Genomic DNA, 19,149 nt, shown 5'->3' on the forward strand with positions numbered 1-19,149 from the left:
GCTTGACAAGCGGTATTTACACAATAGAGCCGAGTAAAACAGGCTGGCGGTTCTGGCCTAACAAGATGGAGTATACTATGTTTGATAGTAACCTAGTTAATCAGGATTATGTAGGCAGACCGTTTAGCGTAACACGGTTAGTTAATCCGATGGTGCAGGTGAGTAGTGGAATAGCAGTAACACCAATGAGAGGCAGCAGCAGTATAGACAGCGAGATTGGTGTAACTGTGCCTTTAGGAGCATTTTCTTTAATAACAACTTTAACCTTGACCTCTACGGAAGTGCCTGAAAGTAATAACAAAACGATAAAAGTAGTGGGATATGGAGTAGATATAGTGAATGACAAGAACTTGCAGCCGGTAAAAGGGATAATAATAACAATAAATTATGATGATAGTGCAATATCAGGGTATAATAAGGACAATTTAGTAATAGGCAGGTATGATGATAGTGCTGAATGTTGGGTAGGATTACCTACTACAAAGAGCGGTACTAACAAGTTGGTAGCCGGAAGTAATCACTTGAGCAAGTTTGCGTTGTTGGAATCAGCGTTAGTGATGGATTTAAGTAATATAAAAGTATATCCTAATCCGTATAACCCGACAACAAGTCTCCATGGTAAGTTGAAGGTAACGAACCTGCCAATGAATAGTGTCCTGAAATTATATAGTGTGGCTGGAAGATTTGTCAGGGAACTCAAAGAAGTAGATTATGGTAATCTCGGCTGGCTCGAGTGGGATGGCAAGAATAATAAAGGTGATGAAGTAGGCAGGGGAATATATCTATATCAGATAGAAGATGCTGCCGGTAATAAGAAAACAGGCAAGATAGGACTAGTCAAATGAGACAGAAAACAAAAACTGGAAATTGGAAATTAGATAGAAATTAAGATACAATAAATTTCCATAAATTACAATAAATTTCACAAAGTAAATTTCTATATCTTTACACATTTTTCAGGAGATATAATGAAAAAGTTATGGTTAGTATTACTATACATAGTATATTATTGTTTTTTTGGTTTAGCATTATATGCGGGTCAGCTCAAACTTACGATTGATCATACAAATGTAGATACGTCCCTATCTAATTTTCCTATCTTGGTACATCTTGGAAGTGCTTCTGGAATCAACTCAGCTAATACTACTACAGTATTCACTGAACTCGTGAGTGATGTTAACAGAAAGAAGATTTCTGTAACAACTGAAAGTGGAGTAGAACTCTATGTTGAAATAGAAAAATGGGATACAGCCAACAAGCAGGCATGGCTATGGGTCAAGGTTCCAAGCATATCCAATACCGAGGATACCATTTTATATCTTAATTACGATAAGAACAGAACCGATAATACAGCGTCTGTTGGAGATACAGGTTCAGTCGCTGCAAAAGCCGTATGGGATTCTAGATTTCAAACCGTATTACATTTTGCAGAACAAGGTTCGGGTAGTACTGGAGAATATAAAGATTCTACAATGAAATTAAATGGAACAGCAAATACTAAATACTATAATTCTAATGATTATGGTCCAATAACATATGGGCCCCCAACGATGGTCACGAATAGTGGATTAATCGGGAATGCTCAATTTTTTGATGGTGTTAATGATTTAATTAGTGTTCCAGACGCTGATGGTTTGTCATGGAACCCGACAAAGGCAATAACGGTTTCATGGTGGTTTGTTCCAACGGTACTTACATGGACAAAAGATAGTCAATCCAGCGAACATTATATAAATATGATGGGGAAAGCAGATTATGGTGATTACCCCACGGGTGATATGATTGGCTGGGAATGGGAGTTTGGACTAGGTAGTAAATATTCCGGTTCAGAAAAAAATCAGGAGATAACACATTATGTCCATCATCCTGCAGGAGGAGGAGGTGCGGGAGCCGGTAATTATCCAGATGGCGGTGTTCATTATGGGTATATAGAAGATGGGTCAATTAGTGGGCCGGCGTATAATGTAGGAGATAAAATCCTAGTCGTTGGAAGAATGGATGCCACTAATATATGGGTGGATACCTATTATCATAATGGCTATCATTTACAAGACGGCTCAGCTAACTTTGGAAATTCATCAGATTGTACTCCCGACACAGATTGTACCCCTGCAAACACAGCATCAAATTTTAATATCGGAACAATGCCAACGCAAGGACAAATGTTTGAAGGAATAATGGATGAAGTTCGCGTTTCAAATGTATTTCGGTCAGATGCATGGTTGAAAAGTAGTTACTATTCAGAAAGCGATAAATTATTAACATATACCGTAACTTCTACGCCATCCGACACAACACAACCATTAGCGATAACTACATTGTCGACAGGTATTGCAACCAGTAACAGTGTAGTATTAAGTTGGACATCAGTGGGAGATGATGGAAATATTGGAACAGCAACAACGTATGATATCCGGTATGCGACATTTAGCATAACAACTAACAATTGGAATAGCGTAACACAATGCAATACTGAACCGACCCCATTAGTAGCCGGAAATAATCAAACTTACACTGTAAATGGATTAAATGCAAACACACAATATTATTTTGCAATGAAAGCAGCAGATGAAGCACCTAACTGGTCAGGAATATCTAATGTAATAAGTAAAGCAACAACTTCTATAAGAATAATGCCACTTGGAGATTCAATAACACATCAGGCATATAGTTATCGAGTTCTTTTATGGACAAAACTACATGATGCCGGCTGGGATTTCGATTTTGTCGGTAGCACCCAGGTTGCCGGCGATCAGTGCGTCGATATAAATCAGGAAGGGTGGGGTGGATACAGAATTGATACCAGTTCTAAATATCTTGATTCATGGATAACAAAGAATCCGTCCGATATTGTTTTATTGCATCTTGGAACTAATGATATCAACCAAAATTATCTGCTACTTGATACAACAAATAGGCTTAGCACTCTTATCGACAAAATAACAACAAGATTACCCGATGCAAAAGTCTACGTGGCATCAATTATTCCATGCAAGGATAATCCGGCAACCACCACACGTAATGAGGCTGCACAAACGGTTGCATATAACAACGGAATTCCCGGTGTTATATCAGCGAAACAAAGTCAGGGCAAAAAAGTTTATTTTGTAGATATCTATAACGAAGCCCATATTAGCACGACCACTGATTTTGCTTCTTACGAACTTCTCCATCCCAATTCTTTAGGCGCCGATAAAATGGCTAACGTCTGGTATAATCATCTTACAGGCATTACACCAAATAATCCGCCAATAGCGAGTGACCAAAGTGTTAATATATTCAAAGACACAACTAAACAAATAACATTGACTGCGACCGATGCAGATAATAATTCTTTGATATATAGCACAGTCACCACGCCTGGTCATGGAACGTTGTCCGGTACAGTACCGAACGTAACTTATACACCAGCCAGTGGATACACTGGAGCAGATAGTTTTACTTTTAAAGTAAATGATGGTGAGTCTGACAGTAATGTAGCAACAATATCTATAATAGTAAGTGAACTCCCAACACAGCAGGCGTATCCTGCAGGAGTAGCATGGGTGGTAGGAACAGGGACAACAACAATACAGTCAGAAGATTACGATATGCTAACAACTGGTATAGGTGAGGGTGAGGCATATCATGATACAACAACCGGCAATAGTGGTGGTGGAGTATACAGAACAACAGAGAATGTAGATGTACAGGTATGCACAGATACTGTTGTTGGGTACAATATAGGTTGGACAAAACCTGGTGAGTGGTTGGAATATAGTATAAATGTAAATCAAGGTGGCGAATACAAAATAATACTGAGGGGAGCCAATGGACTAACAACTAATGGTGGTCCTATACACCTTGAATTTGGCACTCACAAGGAATCAGCATATATTAAAACATCATCAGTAAGCATCCCGCCAACAGGTAGTTATGGTACATGGGCAGATGTAACACTATCAACAGGAATAACACTTACTGCAGGCAACCAGATAATGAAGTTAGTTATGGAAACTAGTGCAGCAGCCGGCTGTGGTAATTTTAACTACATTAAATTAATAAAAGTAACTGCAGACACACCAAATACAGTAGAAACACCTACAATAAGCCCCGGTGCAGGAACATATGCAGATTCTATCACAATAACCTTAGGTTGTGCAACCAGCGGGGCAGAGATAAGATATACTACAAATGGAACAGACCCGACATCATCGTCAACATTATATTCTTCATCGTTTACGCTAACGACAAGTGCAACGGTTCGAGTACGTGCATTCAAAGACACTATGACCGACAGTTCTGTAAACAGCGTGGCATATGTGATAACAATTGTCTCATCGCAGCAGTCATATGGTAACTCTGGAAATCCATGGCAGATAGGAACTGAAACAACAACTATACAGATAGAGAATTATGATACAGTAACAAGCGGTTCTGCATCCGGTGAGACATACAATGATACAACAACAGGCAATAGTGGTGGTGCATACAGGACAACCGAGAATGTAGATATTGGTGTATGTACTGATACTGATGGTGGATATTATATTGGATGGACTGCTCCAAATGAATGGTTGGAATACAGTGTAAATGTGAATCAAGGTGGCGAATACAAAATAATACTAAGAGCAGCCAATGGATTGTCAAGTGCAAGTCCGGTACATCTTGAATTCGGTACGCACAAGGAAGCACCATATATTAAAACATCATCAGTAACCATACCGTCAACAGGTGGATGGGATAAATGGGCAAATATAGAAGTCTCATCCAATGTGTCACTTACGCAAGGCAATCAGATAATGAAGTTAGTCATGGAAACCGGTAGCGTATCCGGTAACGGCAATTTTAACCACATTAAATTAGTAAAACTAACTGCTGATACAACACCACCAACAATAAGTGTAGTAACACCAACGAACATAACAGACACTGGAGCAGTGATAACATGGACAACAAATGAACCTTCGAACAGTAAGGTAGAGTATGGATTAACTGCAAGTTATGGAAGTGTAACTCCGGCAACAGATACCGCCGGTATATACAACCACAACGTTACACTAAGTGGTCTTGCTGAGAATACAGTCTATCATTACAGAATGGTATCCGTAGATATGAATAGCAACACAACAACGACCGGTGATTATATTTTTACAACAATTGCAAAAGATTCCAATCCACCTGTAATAAGTAATGTCCGGGCAAGTGTAACACAAAACAATGCAGTAATAACATGGACAACCGATGAGAACTCCGATTCTCAGGTGGCATATGGAACTTCAACGGCACTTGGGTCTATAGCAACTTTAGATTCTACACTAATAAGGTTGCATAGTGTTTCTATTAGCGGATTACAGAAAGCTAAAACCTATTATTACAAGGTCTACAGTCGTGATGCAGTTGGTAACATTGCAGAGTCAACACAATATAGTTTCAAGACATCTAATATTAAATACAGAATATACACATATTACTATGATGATTTAAAAACTAATGCGGATTTGAAATTTAAAGTGCAAGTATATAATGATGATAATAACGTAGCAACAGATTATGCAGGAACAGTAACTCTTAAAACCATAAACAGCAAAAGTAGTTTACTGGATAAAGTTGATGCAACTTTAATTGAGTCAGATTCGGGGGAAAAAGAGATTTCGGTCCCGCTTCGCAGTAATATAGATATGGTAGAACTAAGTGGCGATACAACAGCACCGATACTGATAAATTTCAGTGATATGTATATAGCAAAGTTTGTAGGTTACCAGGGTGGTTCAATACGAGGTGCTAACGGGTTAAAGATACTTATACCCACAGGAGTTCTGCCCGCAAACAAGTTTCTTGCCGCTATTAAGACAAGTGCATCACCGGCAGTCCGGAATACAATGAAATATGTTAACACTATTAATCCGATATGTTATGATTTTGGTGAGTTAACATTCAACAATAATGCACCGGTCCTGCAAAATCAGTTATTCACAAGAGCAGTAAACATAACATTACCTTATGCAAAAACTGATATTGGGACATTAAACGAAGATGGACTTAGAATCTATTACTGGACCGGAACAGATTGGGAATTAGTAGAAGGTGTGCAGATAATAGATAAAATAAACAAAACGTTAACTGCAACAGTCAAACATTTCTCAACATACCGTATATTGGGTAGTTATATTTCTGCTGATATGAGCAATATAAAAATTTACCCTAACCCATATAACCCGGATACAGCAGTTCAAGGTAAATTGAAGATAATCAATTTACCAATTAACAGCGTTATGAAGTTGTATAGTGTATCTGGAAGGTTAGCCAGGGAATTGAAAGAGGTCGATTTTGGTAATCTTGGCTGGCTCGAGTGGGATGGCAAGAATGACGATGGCGACAAAGTAGGCAGAGGAATGTATATTTACCAAATAGAAGATGGTGCCGGTAACAAGAAAACAGGAAAAATAGGACTAGTAAAATAGTCTTTAGTCCGAAATCTAATATCTAAAATCAAAAGTGTAGTTGCAAAGCTTGCTTTGCTGCCACGAAATAAGTTCAATGTCCAACGTCCGAAGTTGTAGTCGCTTGCCCTTGGCAAGCATAAGGGTAAGACCTATTTTGAGAAAAAACCAACTGAAAATATTTTTAATTGCCATTTTTTTTATTATTTAGTATAATCAACTTTCAGAAAACCAAACTAAACTATTCTATAAACTCATATTTCAGTTGTTACTAACAAATGAAAGTAAATAAATATTCTTTCCCTTTCCCTGATAAAAATTTTCCTTTTCTTATTAATACAAATAAGATACTGAACAGAAAACACCATGTTCATCCTTTTGTTCTGGAATTCCATTATGTCCGTTCCGGCAAAGGATTTCTTTATATCAAAGACAGACAATATGCCACCAAACCCAAATCATTATTCATTATACACGAACATGATGTTCATACCTATCTAAAGAAGGGGAATAAAATACCTCAAATAAATATAACCCTTTTGGTTTTTTCCAAATTTTTATTAGATAAATATACTTGGATGCGACCTCTTATAAAAAGTATTATTAATTGCCATAAAAACTTTCCACACCAGTTGTTTCTTAACGAAAAAGAAGCAAATGATATAGAGTTAATTTTACATATGATTGAAACAGAGTGGAAAAAGAAAGGTGATAATAATCATGAAGCTATAAAAGCTTTACTTGTAGCATTTTTAATACAACTGAAAAGAAGCATGTCTAAAAAGAAAAAAAACATTGGTTTTATTGAAGAACACAATCCTATAATTGATAAAGTATTAGATTATATAGACAAACATTTTAAAGAACATATCACGCTTTCCGGCATATCAAAACAAGTTAAATATTCTTCTTATCATATAAGCCATTTGTTTAAGAAATTTACCGGATTAAGTTTCAAGTCATCTATCGCTAACAGGAGAGTGCTGGAAGCAAAACGTATTTTAGAGACAGATAATAATAAACATATAGTTGCTATTGCATCTGAAGTAGGTTTTTCAAATCTATTTAGCTTTAATCGTAATTTTAAACGTCTTACCGATACAACACCATCACTATATCGCAAATTCTGTATGTCAATTCGCAAATAAGAAAAAATGAAAAAGGAGAATTGATTATGAACTGTAAAAAGCTTTTAAGTGTAGTATTGCCGGTAATTTTAGTTACTGGTTTTTTTGAAAGTGTTTCTTTTGCAGAAATATCTTACGATGCTTTTACAGAAAGTTCAATGCTAAGTGTATTCCGGGACAAAGAATTTACCGGTAAAACTAAAACAATAGAGCTATCATTAGCTAAAGACGAATATGAACCTGCACAGATAGTCATTATACCAAAAGGTAAAGAAGATTTGAAAGGTATCAAAATAGAATTTAGCGACCTTACTTATGCACTACCTGGTAACGACGAAGGTGATGTTTTTAAAATAAGTAAGGATAACATAGAGTATCATCCTGCGGCTTGGGTAAATGTAGATTCAGAATATGGAATGCTTAAAGCAAAAGAAAACAATAAATGGTACGAAGAACAAAGACAGAAGTTCCTTGCTGCAAGGCATCTTAAACAGATGGAAGATGTTATCGGTTTTCGTCCTGACCCATTAAGATTAGACAGAGTATTTGATGCGCATCCCGGTAAGAACAATATAGTCTGGCTTACTTTTTATGTTCCGAAAGATGCAGTAGCAGGCACATATACCGGCACAGTTTCTATCATTCCAAAAAACGGCAAACGAACAGAAGTAAATGTTTCTTTAAAAGTTTGGGATTTTGTTCTGTTGAAAGAATGTCCTTTAGGTCTTGTTCCATGGTCAGATAGCGGCTCTGCTGCTAAAGCAACAGGAATACCTGATTTTGAATATAAAAAGATGCTGGCAAAACACATGGTCAAGCTTCACCGAGGGAATTCATATTTTACGTGGAGTCCGTCACCTGAGGGTTCTTATGATACCTTTGATAAACAGACAGAAGAACTTATTCAACTTGGTATGAACAAATTCTGGATTTTCATAGATATGCGGTATTTTTATCCTGATGGACCGCTTCGAGTCAAGAACAATGATGAACGCATGGGACCGGAACGCCAGGCAATACTTAAAAAATTATATAAACACCTGAAAGAAAAAGGTTGGTTAGATAATTTTATTTTATATACTTGGGATGAACCTGATTTTCTAAAACCCGGTATTCTTGATAAGTGGCAGAAATCGCAACAAGAAATAAAAGATGCAGGATTTACAAATTGGCTGTCGGATTTTACCGGTCGTGCTAAAGGTGTTTTTAATCAGATGATAGGTTATACCGGTATATGGGTTGCTCATATGGGTCTTTGGGAAAGTGATGATAATGTCAGTTTTTTATTAGAACGTAAAAAAGCTGGCGATAGGATAGGTTGGTATTGGGGCGCCAACACGATTGCCCCCGGTTACATGATGTATCATCTTTTGATAGAACAGAGAAATATCTTTTGGCTTGCTTACAAATATAATATTGATTTTTTCACTATTTGGAATTATGATTACGGTTTCAGGGGACTTGATTATAATGCACCGAATATTTATTGGAAAACTCCGGAAGAGACATTTCCTGCAAGTGTTATGAAAAGCAATAGAAATTATATTCATCCAAATCCCGTACTTGATAAAAATAATCCATTTTTGGGTTCAATGCGTGAAGAAGTCCTGCGGGATGGCAGAGAAGATTATTGTTATCTATATATGTTAGGCAAATTGATTGAAAAGCAAAAGAAGGAAGGTAATGCACAACTGGCAAAAGAAGGAGAAGTAGCACTTGCTAAAAGTATGGATATGGTTGCTAAAAGTATGACAGAATATTCAACAACTCCTTCTGATATATATCTAGCAAAGAAAACGGTCGCTGAAGCTATTTTAAAACTTTCAAATAAAAGATAAGGAAGTAAAAGACAAAGGCAGCCCGTAACCCGAAGTTGTAGTCGCAAAGCTTGCTTTGCTTCCGTAATGGCAGCTTAAAGTCCGGTGTCAAGAACTTAAAATGGAGGTGATGATTTTTTTTTCGGAATGTTATTTAAAATAAAACTATGGAGGAAATAAGCAATGAAAAGATTTAATTTGTTATTAGTGTCAGCATTGTTTTTATCAAGTATTTGTATCACTGAAGGTTGGAGCGTACCAAGGAAAATTCCCAAGAAAAAAACAATTACACAATCTACTAAAAAAAGCGCAGTTGTTTCGGCTGATGGACTTGTTGGATACTGGAAATTTGACGAAGGAGCTGAAAACATTGCAAATGATTCTTCTGCTAACGGAAATAAGGGAACGATTATAGGATGTAAATGGGTAAAAGGAAAGGTAAACTCCGCTTTATTATTCGACAGGGCGAGTAAGAATTATGTAAACTGCGGTCCTTGTGCAAATTTGAATATAACCAATGCATTTACGATATCAGCGTGGGTTAATCCTGCAAGTTTTTCTAATGTTAGTGCAATTGTAGGTAAAAGACGTATGGGTGGTTACCTCTACGGGTATTTTCTATCACTTACTACCGATAAAGCAACTGGCGGACAAATTGTTTGTACTGTAAGCGATGGAACAATTAACGGAAATTCAACATCTGCCTCTAAAGTTGTAGCAAACACATGGCAAATGGTAACTGTTACATTTTTAGCCGGAAAGATTGACACTTATTACAATGGAGCTTTGCTTGGTTCAAAAACAGTAACAACTACTACAATTTTATCAGGAACCGAAAATTTGGGAATAGGCGCAAGTTCTGCAACTAATCCGCCATATTTCTTCGATGGTATGATTGACGAAGTCAAAATATACAATAAAGCTTTGACTGCTGAAGAAATTAAAGCAGAATATGACGCTGTTGCAGGAAAATAGTAATCAAACTAAAGATAAAAGAATTTACTGTAGTCGCAGAGCTTGCTCTGCTTGTTTTAAGGTTTCGATTTAAATTGAAATTGATGCAGTCAGAAATCCAATTTCAGAAAACCAAAAAATGTGTCCTGATATACATACAGGACACGTTTTTTTATTGCATTTTTTATAATTTTTTATATAATGAAAACTTGGGTTTGTTTAGAGTTTAATATTATGGATTTAGGTTTATAAAATTATATGTCTTATGATTTCAAAAATATAGAAAAAAAATGGCAAAAATACTGGGATGAACACCACACTTTTGAAGTTACAGAAGATAACAATTTCCCGGAAGACAAACGACTTTACATACTTGATATGTTCCCGTATCCATCCGGAGAAGGGCTACACGTAGGACACCCTGAAGGATATATTGCAACCGATATATTAACTCATTATTATAAAATGAAAGGATACAATATACTAAATCCCATGGGTTGGGATGCATTTGGCCTTCCTGCTGAAAATTACGCTATAAAAACAAAAACTCACCCTGCAATTACAACTGCTAAAAATATTGGGGTTTTTAAGAAACAAATAAAATCGCTGGGATTAGCTTATGACTGGTCAAGGGAAATCAACACAACCGATCCTGACTATTATAAATGGACTCAGTGGATTTTTTTAAAACTTTTTGAAAAAGGGCTTGCCTATAAAAAAGAAGCACCTATAAATTTCTGTCCTTCTTGCTTAACCGGAATTGCAAACGAAGAAGTTAAAGAAGGAAAGTGTGAACGGTGCGGTACTGTAGTTATCCGTAAAAACCTTCCACAATGGCTCCTTAAAATTACAGTTTATGCGGAACGGTTGCTTTCCGACCTTGAATTGCTTGACTGGCCTGAAGATATTAAAACTATGCAGCAAAACTGGATAGGCAAAAGTGAAGGTGCATATATAAATTTTGATATTGAAAACTTTAACGATAGAATTGAAGTTTTTACGACAAGACCCGATACAATTTATGGTGTTACATATATGGTGTTGGCGCCGGAACATCCGCTCGTAGATAAAATAACTACAAGCAAGCAAAAAAAAGAAATTGAAAACTATAAGCACTACACTTCAACAAAATCAGAACTTGAAAGAACATCTTTAATTAAAGATAAAACCGGAGCATTTACCGGTTCTTACGTAATTCATCCTTTAACAAAGAAGAAAATTCCAATCTGGATATCTGACTATATATTAATATCTTACGGTACCGGAGCTATAATGGCTGTTCCCGGACATGACCAGAGAGACTTAGAGTTTGCTCAAAAATATAATCTTGATATTGTTCAGGTAGTATCACCGCAAAAAGGAGTCATTTTTGAAAAATCAAATGAAGCTTTTATTGAAGAAGGGTTTGCTGTTAATTCCGGAAAGTATGACGGTCTAACTACAGGTGAATTCATACGTGAAATTATTAAATATTTCGAGGAAAACAAAATCGGCAAACTTGGTATAACATATAAACTACGTGATTGGATTTTTTCCCGCCAGCGATACTGGGGAGAACCGATTCCTATAGTTGAATGCAAAAATTGCGGTCATGTTCCGATACCGGAAAGTGACCTTCCCCTAAAACTACCTGAAGTAACGTCATTTTCACCTACTGAAACAGGAGAATCCCCGCTGGCAAATGCAAAAGAATGGGTAAAAACAACCTGCCCTAAATGTGGCGGTCCCGCACTGAGAGAAACCAATACAATGCCTAATTGGGCCGGTAGTTGCTGGTATTATTTGCGTTATATCGACCCTAAAAACAAAACAAGTCTTTGTGCTATGGAAAAACAAAAATACTGGTTACCGGTAGATATTTACGTTGGCGGTAAAGAACATGCAGTTTTACACTTGTTATATGCACGGTTTTGGCATAAATTTCTCTATGATATTGGATGTGTCTCAACGACCGAACCATTTATTAAGCTTAGAAATCAGGGATTAATACTCGGTGAAGATAACCAGAAAATGTCAAAATCAAGAGGTAATGTAGTAAATCCTGATGATATTGTTTCAGAATTTGGTGCAGACACATTTAGAATTTATGAGATGTTTATGGGTCCTCTTGAAGTTTCAAAACCATGGAATACAAATTCAATAAAAGGAATGCGCAGATTTTTAGAAAGGATTTTTACATTATTTACACAGACAAAAATTGTAAAATCATCTGTTATTGATGACAAGCTCGAAAGACTTATGCATAAAAGCATACAGAAAGTATCTGCTGACATTGAATCAATTTCATCTTTCAATACTGCTATTTCTCAGATGATGATATTTTTAAATGAACTTGAGAATTACGAAGAAATCCCGGAAATAGTAGCTATTAACTTCATAAAATTGATTGCTCCTTTTGCTCCTCACATTGCTGAAGAACTCTGGTCTATTCTCATGTCTAAAAACTCTATATTTAATGAACCTTGGCCTGATTGGAACGATGATAAACTACAGCAAAAAGAAGTCACTATCGCAGTTCAGGTAAACGGAAAACTACGCGGACAAGTAAATGTTACAACTGAAACCTCCGAAAAGGAAATAATAGAAATCGCCAAATCAAATGAAAAAATCAAAAAATATATTTCTGATAGGCAAATCATAAAAACCATTTATGTGCCGAAGAAAATATTAAATATATTAATAGGAGGTTAAGATGAGAAAAAGTGGGATGTTGGAAGTGAAAAGTGGGAAGCAGGGACTGAAATGGAAAAAGAATGTTTATTTCTTATTTCTTATTTCTTATTTCTTTATTCTTTTGGGTTGTTCTTCGCCGTATAAACCTGCACCGCAGAGTTTACCCCAAAATATAAAGAAAGTAACAATTGAGACATTCAAGAATTCAACTGTTTTTTTTGGTATCGAAGATAAATTAACAACGGCAGTTACAAATGAGTTCATGCGTGACGGACGCCTTGCTTTATCAAACCTAACAGAAGCCGATGGAATTCTACGCGGTGAAATTACAAGATATATTATGGAACCATTGACATATGATGAGAATCACGTTGTTAAGGAATATAAACTTAGAATATTGCTCAATATTTCTTTAATTGACAAAACGAAAAATGAAATAGTATGGCAGGAAAATAATATTGAAGGTAACTACAGGTTTTTTATATCACCGAATATCGGAGGAATAACAGAAGAAGAAGCAAGAGAAATAATATGGGAAAAATTATCCAGAGATATCATAAAAAGGACAATAAAAGGTTTCGGTTCAGTGACTGGTATTAGTGATAAAAAAGTCCCTCCACCAGCAGAATAATTAATACGTTTATTAGTTGTTCGACTTTTTAGCATATTTTAGCGTGAATTTCTACTTTGTTCTGTTTCTAACAATAGAAGCGGATACATGGGGATTATATGAAGATTAACGCAGAAATATAAAAAATATTTATTATAAATCATATGATTATAAAATATCAGGATTTTAAAACAAAACTTAAATCATTGAAAAAAAACGAATTGTCACCGGTATATTTGTTTTATGGATATGAAAATTATTTAAAAAATGAAATAATAACTCATATTGAAAAACTTATCATTGAACCTTCAATAAAAGAATTTAATTATAGTATCTTTCATTTGCCGGATAAAGAATCTGCCGGTGTTTCCATAGAATCAATATTACAAACAGCAAATTCATATCCTTTCATGTCTGATAAAAAACTGGTAATTATTAAAAATATTAATAAACTTTCAGCATCGCAGGATGATTTTCTTGAAAATTATATTGATAATCCTTCAAAAACAACATGCTTGATTTTGGTTGGAGGTGATAAACTTCCAAAAAGAAATATTTTCAGCAAGATTGAAAATCTATACCCGACAATAAATTTTTATCATTTATTCGAGCCTGCTATTTGTCAATGGATAATAGGCGAATTCAGAGCGTTCAAAAAAAATATTTCATACCCGTCAGCAGAAAAAATACTCGCAATCACCGGTATAAATCTTGCTGATATAAAACAGGAAATTGATAAATTGGTTTTATATATTGACCAAAACACAGAAGTTACTATTGAAGATGTGAATATTTGCTGCGGTCACTACAAAGAAAATACGACATTTGAATTACTGCCCATATTAGCAAAGAAAGAAATTGATCAGGCGATGAGTATTCTGATAAATTTGTTTGATAACAATGAAAACGAGTTTGCTGTAATGTCGGCGATAACCGACAGATATATAAAATATCTTAGGTTTTATGATGACGTGAATGCAGGCATGAGTGAAAAAGATGCAGCTTTTAAGGCAGGAGTCAGATTTTACCAGAATGATTTTTTAAGAGATGCGAGGCTTTTGTCCGGCTCCGATTTAACAAAATATTTACAGAAAATACTTGACACTGAATTGAAAATGAAATCAGGCGATAACAGTAAAATACAAATTGAAAAATTACTTTTTTATCTTTGCAAACCGTTGGGAAAGACGTGATATCTTCCTGGAAGCTGTCTTCTTATGGATGATATTTTTTTTTGAAGCTTTATCAAGAATGCTTGATAAAGATTTTAAAAGTTCTGCAGCACCATTTATATTTTTCGCTGCCAAAGCCACAGTAAACTTTTTAGTCATTGTTCTGATTTGTGATTTTACTGACCTGTTGTCTAATCGTCTTTTTTGATTTTTCCGGGCCTCTTTTAATGCTGATGTGTGTCTGCCTGTTTTTAGTTTCATATATTTTTCCTCCAAAACTTAGATAAGGTCTGCTGAAAATCAGCATCTCCTGAACAACACTGCTGTTATTGCGAGGGACAAAGTCCCGTGGCAATCTCATTGTATAAAAATATAATAAAATGTCAAGTAAAAATTTAAAAGAAGTTAACAAAGAATCAAAAGTAGCGAAATATATTAGTTATGTTTCTACGGGAACAATGTTTTCCAGGATACCCGGTTACATCCGGGATATGCTGGTTGGTTGGATTTTCGGCGCCGGAATGTCCGCTGATGCTTTCTATACAGCATTATGAATTCCTAATATGTTTAGCGACTTTAATAATGGATATATCCTGCTACTCATTGTTTACTTACTTATTTAGTACCCTCATTCTTAAGGTGTTCGGTACAATTATTATAGAAATTATTATTTATACACTTTAACAAAAATATTAAAATTATGTCATACTGTCAATTATTAAACGGGAAGAACCAATTTTAGATGAATAAAATGAATAATGATTTAGTAAATCCTAATATAGATAACCTGCCCAAACATTCCGGTATTTACATAATGCGGGATAACTCGAATAAGATAATTTATGTTGGTAAAGCAACTTCTTTAAAAAACCGGGTCAAATCTTATTTCTCCAACAGAGAAATCAATTTAAAAAATTCCATACTTATAAAAGCTGTTAAAAACATAGAATATATTTTAACTAAAAACGCGAAAGAAGCATTGATTTTAGAAGAAGCATTTATAAAACGATTCCAGCCGAAATACAATATAATATGGAAAGATGATAAACGGTATCCGTATCTTAATATAACAAAAGAAAAGTATCCTTCTTTGGAAATAGTACGTACAAAAAAAATAAATGGAGGTAAATATTTTGGCCCATATCCGGAAGCAACTGAAATGAAAAGTACATTGAAATTAATCTATAAAATCTTCGGTGTAAGACCTTGCAGATATAATCTTGATAAAAGAAAAAATGAATGCCTTTACTATTTTATGAAAAAATGCCCTGCACCTTGTATAGGGAAAATTACTGAAAAGGAATATTTAAATATTATAACTAAAGTAAAAATGTTTTTGTCCGGAAAAAATAAACTTCTATTAAAAACTCTTGAAAAAGAAATGACTGCGGCAAAAAATAATCTTGAATATGAAAAAGCAGCAAAATTGAGAAATACTATTTTTGCAATAAAAAACACGCTTGAGAAAGTGAATTTTAAGGAAATTACCATTGATGACGTTTTATTAAATATTGACATGCCTTCTTATTTGCAGGATTTATCTGCATTTCTAAATAAAAACATAAATAGAATTGAAGGTTTTGACATATCCAATATCTCGGGAAAAACTGCTGTTGGCTCAATGGTTGTTTTTGAAAACGGCGTTCCTAAAAAAATGGACTATCGAAGATTTAAAATAAAAACTGTTAAGCAAATTAATGATTTTGAAATGCTGGGTGAAATCATTAACCGCCGTTATGGCGGTTCTCTTGCAAAAAATACTTTATTACCTGACCTAATTGTTATAGATGGCGGTAAAGGACAACTCACTGCTGCTGTTTCAGTTCTAAGTAAATACTTTACTGATAATCAAATGCCCAAAGTTGTTGCTATTGCAAAGAAGAATGAAGAATTATATTTCATTGGAAATTCAAAACCCGTAATTCTATCAAAAAATTCCTTAGCATTAAATCTGATAAAATATGTCAGGGATGAAGCCCATAGATTTGCAATATCGTACCATAAATATTTAAGAAAACAATCAGTTTAATACTCACGAATACACCCGAATAAAAGCAAATATCTCGAATTAAACACTAATATTCGCAACAAATTCGTGATGTGTTGTGAAATTCGTGATAATTCGTGTTCACTTATGAAAAAAGAATATATTATTATTTTATTTTTTGCATTATATCTCGGATTAACAACCGGATATTCAGGGGCTGATTTTAATGTTTATTATTCTGCTGCCAAAAATTTCATCCAAAATAAAAATATCTCTTATTCTTCATTAAAAGAATTTCAAACAGCAGAATTTAACTACGCGCCTCCTTCGCTTTTACTATTTCTTCCATTCTCATATCTTTCTAATGAAATAGCAGGAATTACATGGTATTGGTTAAACATTATTTTTATTTTTACCGGTATCTATATTGTATGGAAATCCAACACCGGCAATAAATTATACATGTTGTTGATTTTTCTTTTATTAACAATATTTTTCTATCCGGTAAAATTCGGCCTTTTTCTCGGTCAAGCTTCAATTTTAATATTTTTTATTTATACCTTATCTTTAGTACTTATACAAAAAAATAATGATTATGCAGCAGGATTCCTGCTTTCAATACCTGTACTTATGAAAATATTTCCTATAATATTTATTATTTATGGTTTGGTGACTAAAAGAAAGAAAATATTTTATTCTATGATTATTTCGCTTGTTTTATGGTTCATTATATCCTTTGTTGTTTTTGGAATACAAACTAATCTCAACTATTTCAAACATATTTGGTATTTGTGGTCTTATACAAAATGGGATACATATCCAAACTGGATTTCAATAACTGCTTTTTTTAATAAAATATTTACCAACAACCTGTTGTCACATACTTTAAATTATCTAACAATGATATTACTGGTCTTTATAAGCATATTGTATACTTGGAAAGAAAACCAATTTCAAAAAGTATTTTATATATTTATACTATTATCAATTTTATTAAGTAAATTTTCTCAGATTCATTGGTTTATATGGACGCTTGCTCCGATGTTTTTTTTAATTAATACATTTATTAATGAAAAGAAGTGGGGCAAACTTTTATTTATTTTTCTTATTTATTCTATTATAAACACTTCAAATACTTCTTTTACAATATGCTTGCTCAGAAATTACTTTCCTGATATGACCATAGTTTTCTATTATTTACCTATATTTGGAATCGTTATTCTTTGGTTAACCCTAATTCAGCCAAAAGTCTTTAGGCGAATATTATTCTTGGTTTGTTTTTGCAGTATCCTGATTCTGTCGCCGCAAATTTTATTTGCCCGAAAAGGAACCATGCTATTACTTAACGGAAATGTTGTTACAGGAGATATTGTTTATACTGAAGACGGTGATTGTGTAGTTGAAACAAATAAATGTTCTATTGTATTTTCAGAAGATGAAATACAATCAGTAAAATTTGCAGCAAAATCCATTAAAAGCAAAGTAGGTAATAGTTTTATTCAAAAAATGAGAAACACAAAAAAAATAAAAGAAGAAAAAGAAAAGAATTATGAATATGATACTCTTATTTATATTTATGCTGATAAATACAACCTTGACCCTGCATTTGTAAAAGCAGTGCTTGAGACTGAATCTAATTTTAATCCAAACGACACTTCATACAAAGGTGCTGTTGGATTAATGCAAATTATGCCGGAGACGGCAAAAGGCTTAAGAATCGACCCTAATGATGTTGAAGAAAATATCGCCGGTGGAACAAGATATCTTAGATATTTGTTTAAAACATTTGGTGACTCTAAACTTGCACTTGCCGGATATAATGCAGGACCTAATGCAGTAGAAAAATATGGGAGAAAAATTCCACCCTATAAAGAAACAGAAAATTATGTTCGTACAGTTCTGCAAAACTACCAAAAGCATAAGTCAGACAAACAAATGTGGTATTTTGTTGATGAAAATGAGGAAATTAATATATCTAACTACCCCAAAGATAAAAGATATCAAAGAATTGAGAAATAATCCAAAATCCAATGCCTAAAATTCAATGTAACCGCAAAGCAAAGCTTTGCCGAAGTATCGAAGAATCTGATTACCCTGAATTTCATAAAAAGGTTTGGTTGGAATGCCTCAAAATCCCCAAAGGTCAGACTATTTCATATTCTGAACTCGCAAGAAGAATTGGCAGTCCTGATTCAGCCCGTGCAGTTGGAAATGCACTTTCTAAAAACCCTTTTGCCCCAATAGTTCCATGTCATAGAGTAATCTGCAAAGATGGTAAGATTGGCGGATATTCTGGAAATATTAAAAAAAAATATAATTTATTGATAAAGGAAAGATATTTGAAATAAAAATAAATATTAGAAACATCCTTGACAAAAAGATAACAT

The 19,149-nt window shown here is 34.4% G+C and carries 13 protein-coding genes; 12 read left to right on the top strand and 1 reads right to left on the bottom strand.

Annotation, left to right across the window (positions count from 1 at the left end; all coding sequences use genetic code 11):
- From PHE88_11240 to holA, 8 genes are all read left to right on the top strand, one after another.
- On the top strand, positions 1 to 845 hold an 845-nt coding region (locus tag PHE88_11240), incomplete at its 5' end, for a hypothetical protein (GenBank protein MDD5688390.1).
- Positions 846 to 968: 123 nt separating this feature from the next.
- Entirely contained in the window at positions 969 to 6,443 is a 5,475-nt protein-coding gene (locus PHE88_11245) for a DUF2341 domain-containing protein (protein ID MDD5688391.1), read from the top strand.
- Between the two features lie 257 nt (positions 6,444 to 6,700).
- Positions 6,701 to 7,570 (top strand): AraC family transcriptional regulator, encoded by an 870-nt coding sequence (locus PHE88_11250; protein MDD5688392.1) that lies wholly within the window; start codon positions 6,701 to 6,703, stop codon positions 7,568 to 7,570.
- A 26-nt stretch (positions 7,571 to 7,596) separates the two neighbouring features.
- Positions 7,597 to 9,387: a hypothetical protein gene (locus PHE88_11255; GenBank protein MDD5688393.1), complete on the top strand. Its 1,791-nt coding sequence runs from the start codon at positions 7,597 to 7,599 to the stop codon at positions 9,385 to 9,387.
- Positions 9,388 to 9,549: 162 nt separating this feature from the next.
- A complete protein-coding gene (locus PHE88_11260) occupies positions 9,550 to 10,341 on the top strand; it encodes a LamG domain-containing protein (protein ID MDD5688394.1) in 792 nt (263 codons plus the stop codon).
- A 237-nt stretch (positions 10,342 to 10,578) separates the two neighbouring features.
- Entirely contained in the window at positions 10,579 to 13,011 is a 2,433-nt protein-coding gene (gene leuS / locus PHE88_11265) for a leucine--tRNA ligase (protein MDD5688395.1), read from the top strand.
- Between the two features lies 1 nt (position 13,012).
- Positions 13,013 to 13,624: an LptE family protein gene (locus PHE88_11270; protein MDD5688396.1), complete on the top strand. Its 612-nt coding sequence runs from the start codon at positions 13,013 to 13,015 to the stop codon at positions 13,622 to 13,624.
- 143 nt (positions 13,625 to 13,767) lie between these two features.
- Positions 13,768 to 14,796, top strand: a complete 1,029-nt coding sequence (gene holA, locus PHE88_11275; protein MDD5688397.1) for a DNA polymerase III subunit delta — start codon at positions 13,768 to 13,770, stop codon at positions 14,794 to 14,796.
- Here holA and rpsT read toward each other — a convergent pair.
- On the bottom strand, positions 14,758 to 15,036 hold the full coding sequence (gene rpsT / locus PHE88_11280) for a 30S ribosomal protein S20 (protein MDD5688398.1): 279 nt from the start codon (positions 15,034 to 15,036) through the stop codon (positions 14,758 to 14,760). The two genes, holA and rpsT, sit on opposite strands and share 39 nt — an antisense overlap.
- 119 nt (positions 15,037 to 15,155) lie before the next feature.
- Between rpsT and PHE88_11285 the strand changes: the two genes are divergently transcribed.
- From PHE88_11285 to PHE88_11300, 4 genes are all read left to right on the top strand, one after another.
- Positions 15,156 to 15,329, top strand: coding sequence for a hypothetical protein (locus PHE88_11285; protein MDD5688399.1), 174 nt, complete (start codon positions 15,156 to 15,158; stop codon positions 15,327 to 15,329).
- Between the two features lie 188 nt (positions 15,330 to 15,517).
- A complete protein-coding gene (locus PHE88_11290; GenBank protein ID MDD5688400.1) occupies positions 15,518 to 16,804 on the top strand; it encodes an excinuclease ABC subunit UvrC in 1,287 nt (428 codons plus the stop codon).
- A 105-nt stretch (positions 16,805 to 16,909) separates the two neighbouring features.
- Positions 16,910 to 18,781 (top strand): transglycosylase SLT domain-containing protein, encoded by a 1,872-nt coding sequence (locus PHE88_11295; protein MDD5688401.1) that lies wholly within the window; start codon positions 16,910 to 16,912, stop codon positions 18,779 to 18,781.
- Between the two features lie 11 nt (positions 18,782 to 18,792).
- Entirely contained in the window at positions 18,793 to 19,110 is a 318-nt protein-coding gene (locus PHE88_11300; protein MDD5688402.1) for an MGMT family protein, read from the top strand.
- The last annotated feature ends 39 nt before the right edge of the window (positions 19,111 to 19,149 follow it).

It is taken from the genome of Elusimicrobiota bacterium (assembly GCA_028718185.1).
GTDB lineage: Bacteria > Elusimicrobiota > UBA8919 > UBA8919 > UBA8919 > JAQUMH01.

Bases quoted from the DNA above. Each gene is read 5' to 3' on its own strand.
- PHE88_11245 (MDD5688391.1), top strand. From the start codon at position 969: ATGAAAAAGTTATGGTTAGTATTACTATACATAGTATATTATTGTTTT.
- PHE88_11250 (MDD5688392.1), top strand. From the start codon at position 6,701: ATGAAAGTAAATAAATATTCTTTCCCTTTCCCTGATAAAAATTTTCCT.
- PHE88_11255 (MDD5688393.1), top strand. From the start codon at position 7,597: ATGAACTGTAAAAAGCTTTTAAGTGTAGTATTGCCGGTAATTTTAGTT.
- PHE88_11260 (MDD5688394.1), top strand. From the start codon at position 9,550: ATGAAAAGATTTAATTTGTTATTAGTGTCAGCATTGTTTTTATCAAGT.
- leuS (MDD5688395.1), top strand. From the start codon at position 10,579: ATGTCTTATGATTTCAAAAATATAGAAAAAAAATGGCAAAAATACTGG.
- PHE88_11270 (MDD5688396.1), top strand. From the start codon at position 13,013: ATGAGAAAAAGTGGGATGTTGGAAGTGAAAAGTGGGAAGCAGGGACTG.
- holA (MDD5688397.1), top strand. From the start codon at position 13,768: ATGATTATAAAATATCAGGATTTTAAAACAAAACTTAAATCATTGAAA.
- rpsT (MDD5688398.1), bottom strand. From the start codon at position 15,036: ATGAAACTAAAAACAGGCAGACACACATCAGCATTAAAAGAGGCCCGG.
- PHE88_11285 (MDD5688399.1), top strand. From the start codon at position 15,156: ATGTCAAGTAAAAATTTAAAAGAAGTTAACAAAGAATCAAAAGTAGCG.
- PHE88_11290 (MDD5688400.1), top strand. From the start codon at position 15,518: ATGAATAAAATGAATAATGATTTAGTAAATCCTAATATAGATAACCTG.
- PHE88_11295 (MDD5688401.1), top strand. From the start codon at position 16,910: ATGAAAAAAGAATATATTATTATTTTATTTTTTGCATTATATCTCGGA.
- PHE88_11300 (MDD5688402.1), top strand. From the start codon at position 18,793: ATGCCTAAAATTCAATGTAACCGCAAAGCAAAGCTTTGCCGAAGTATC.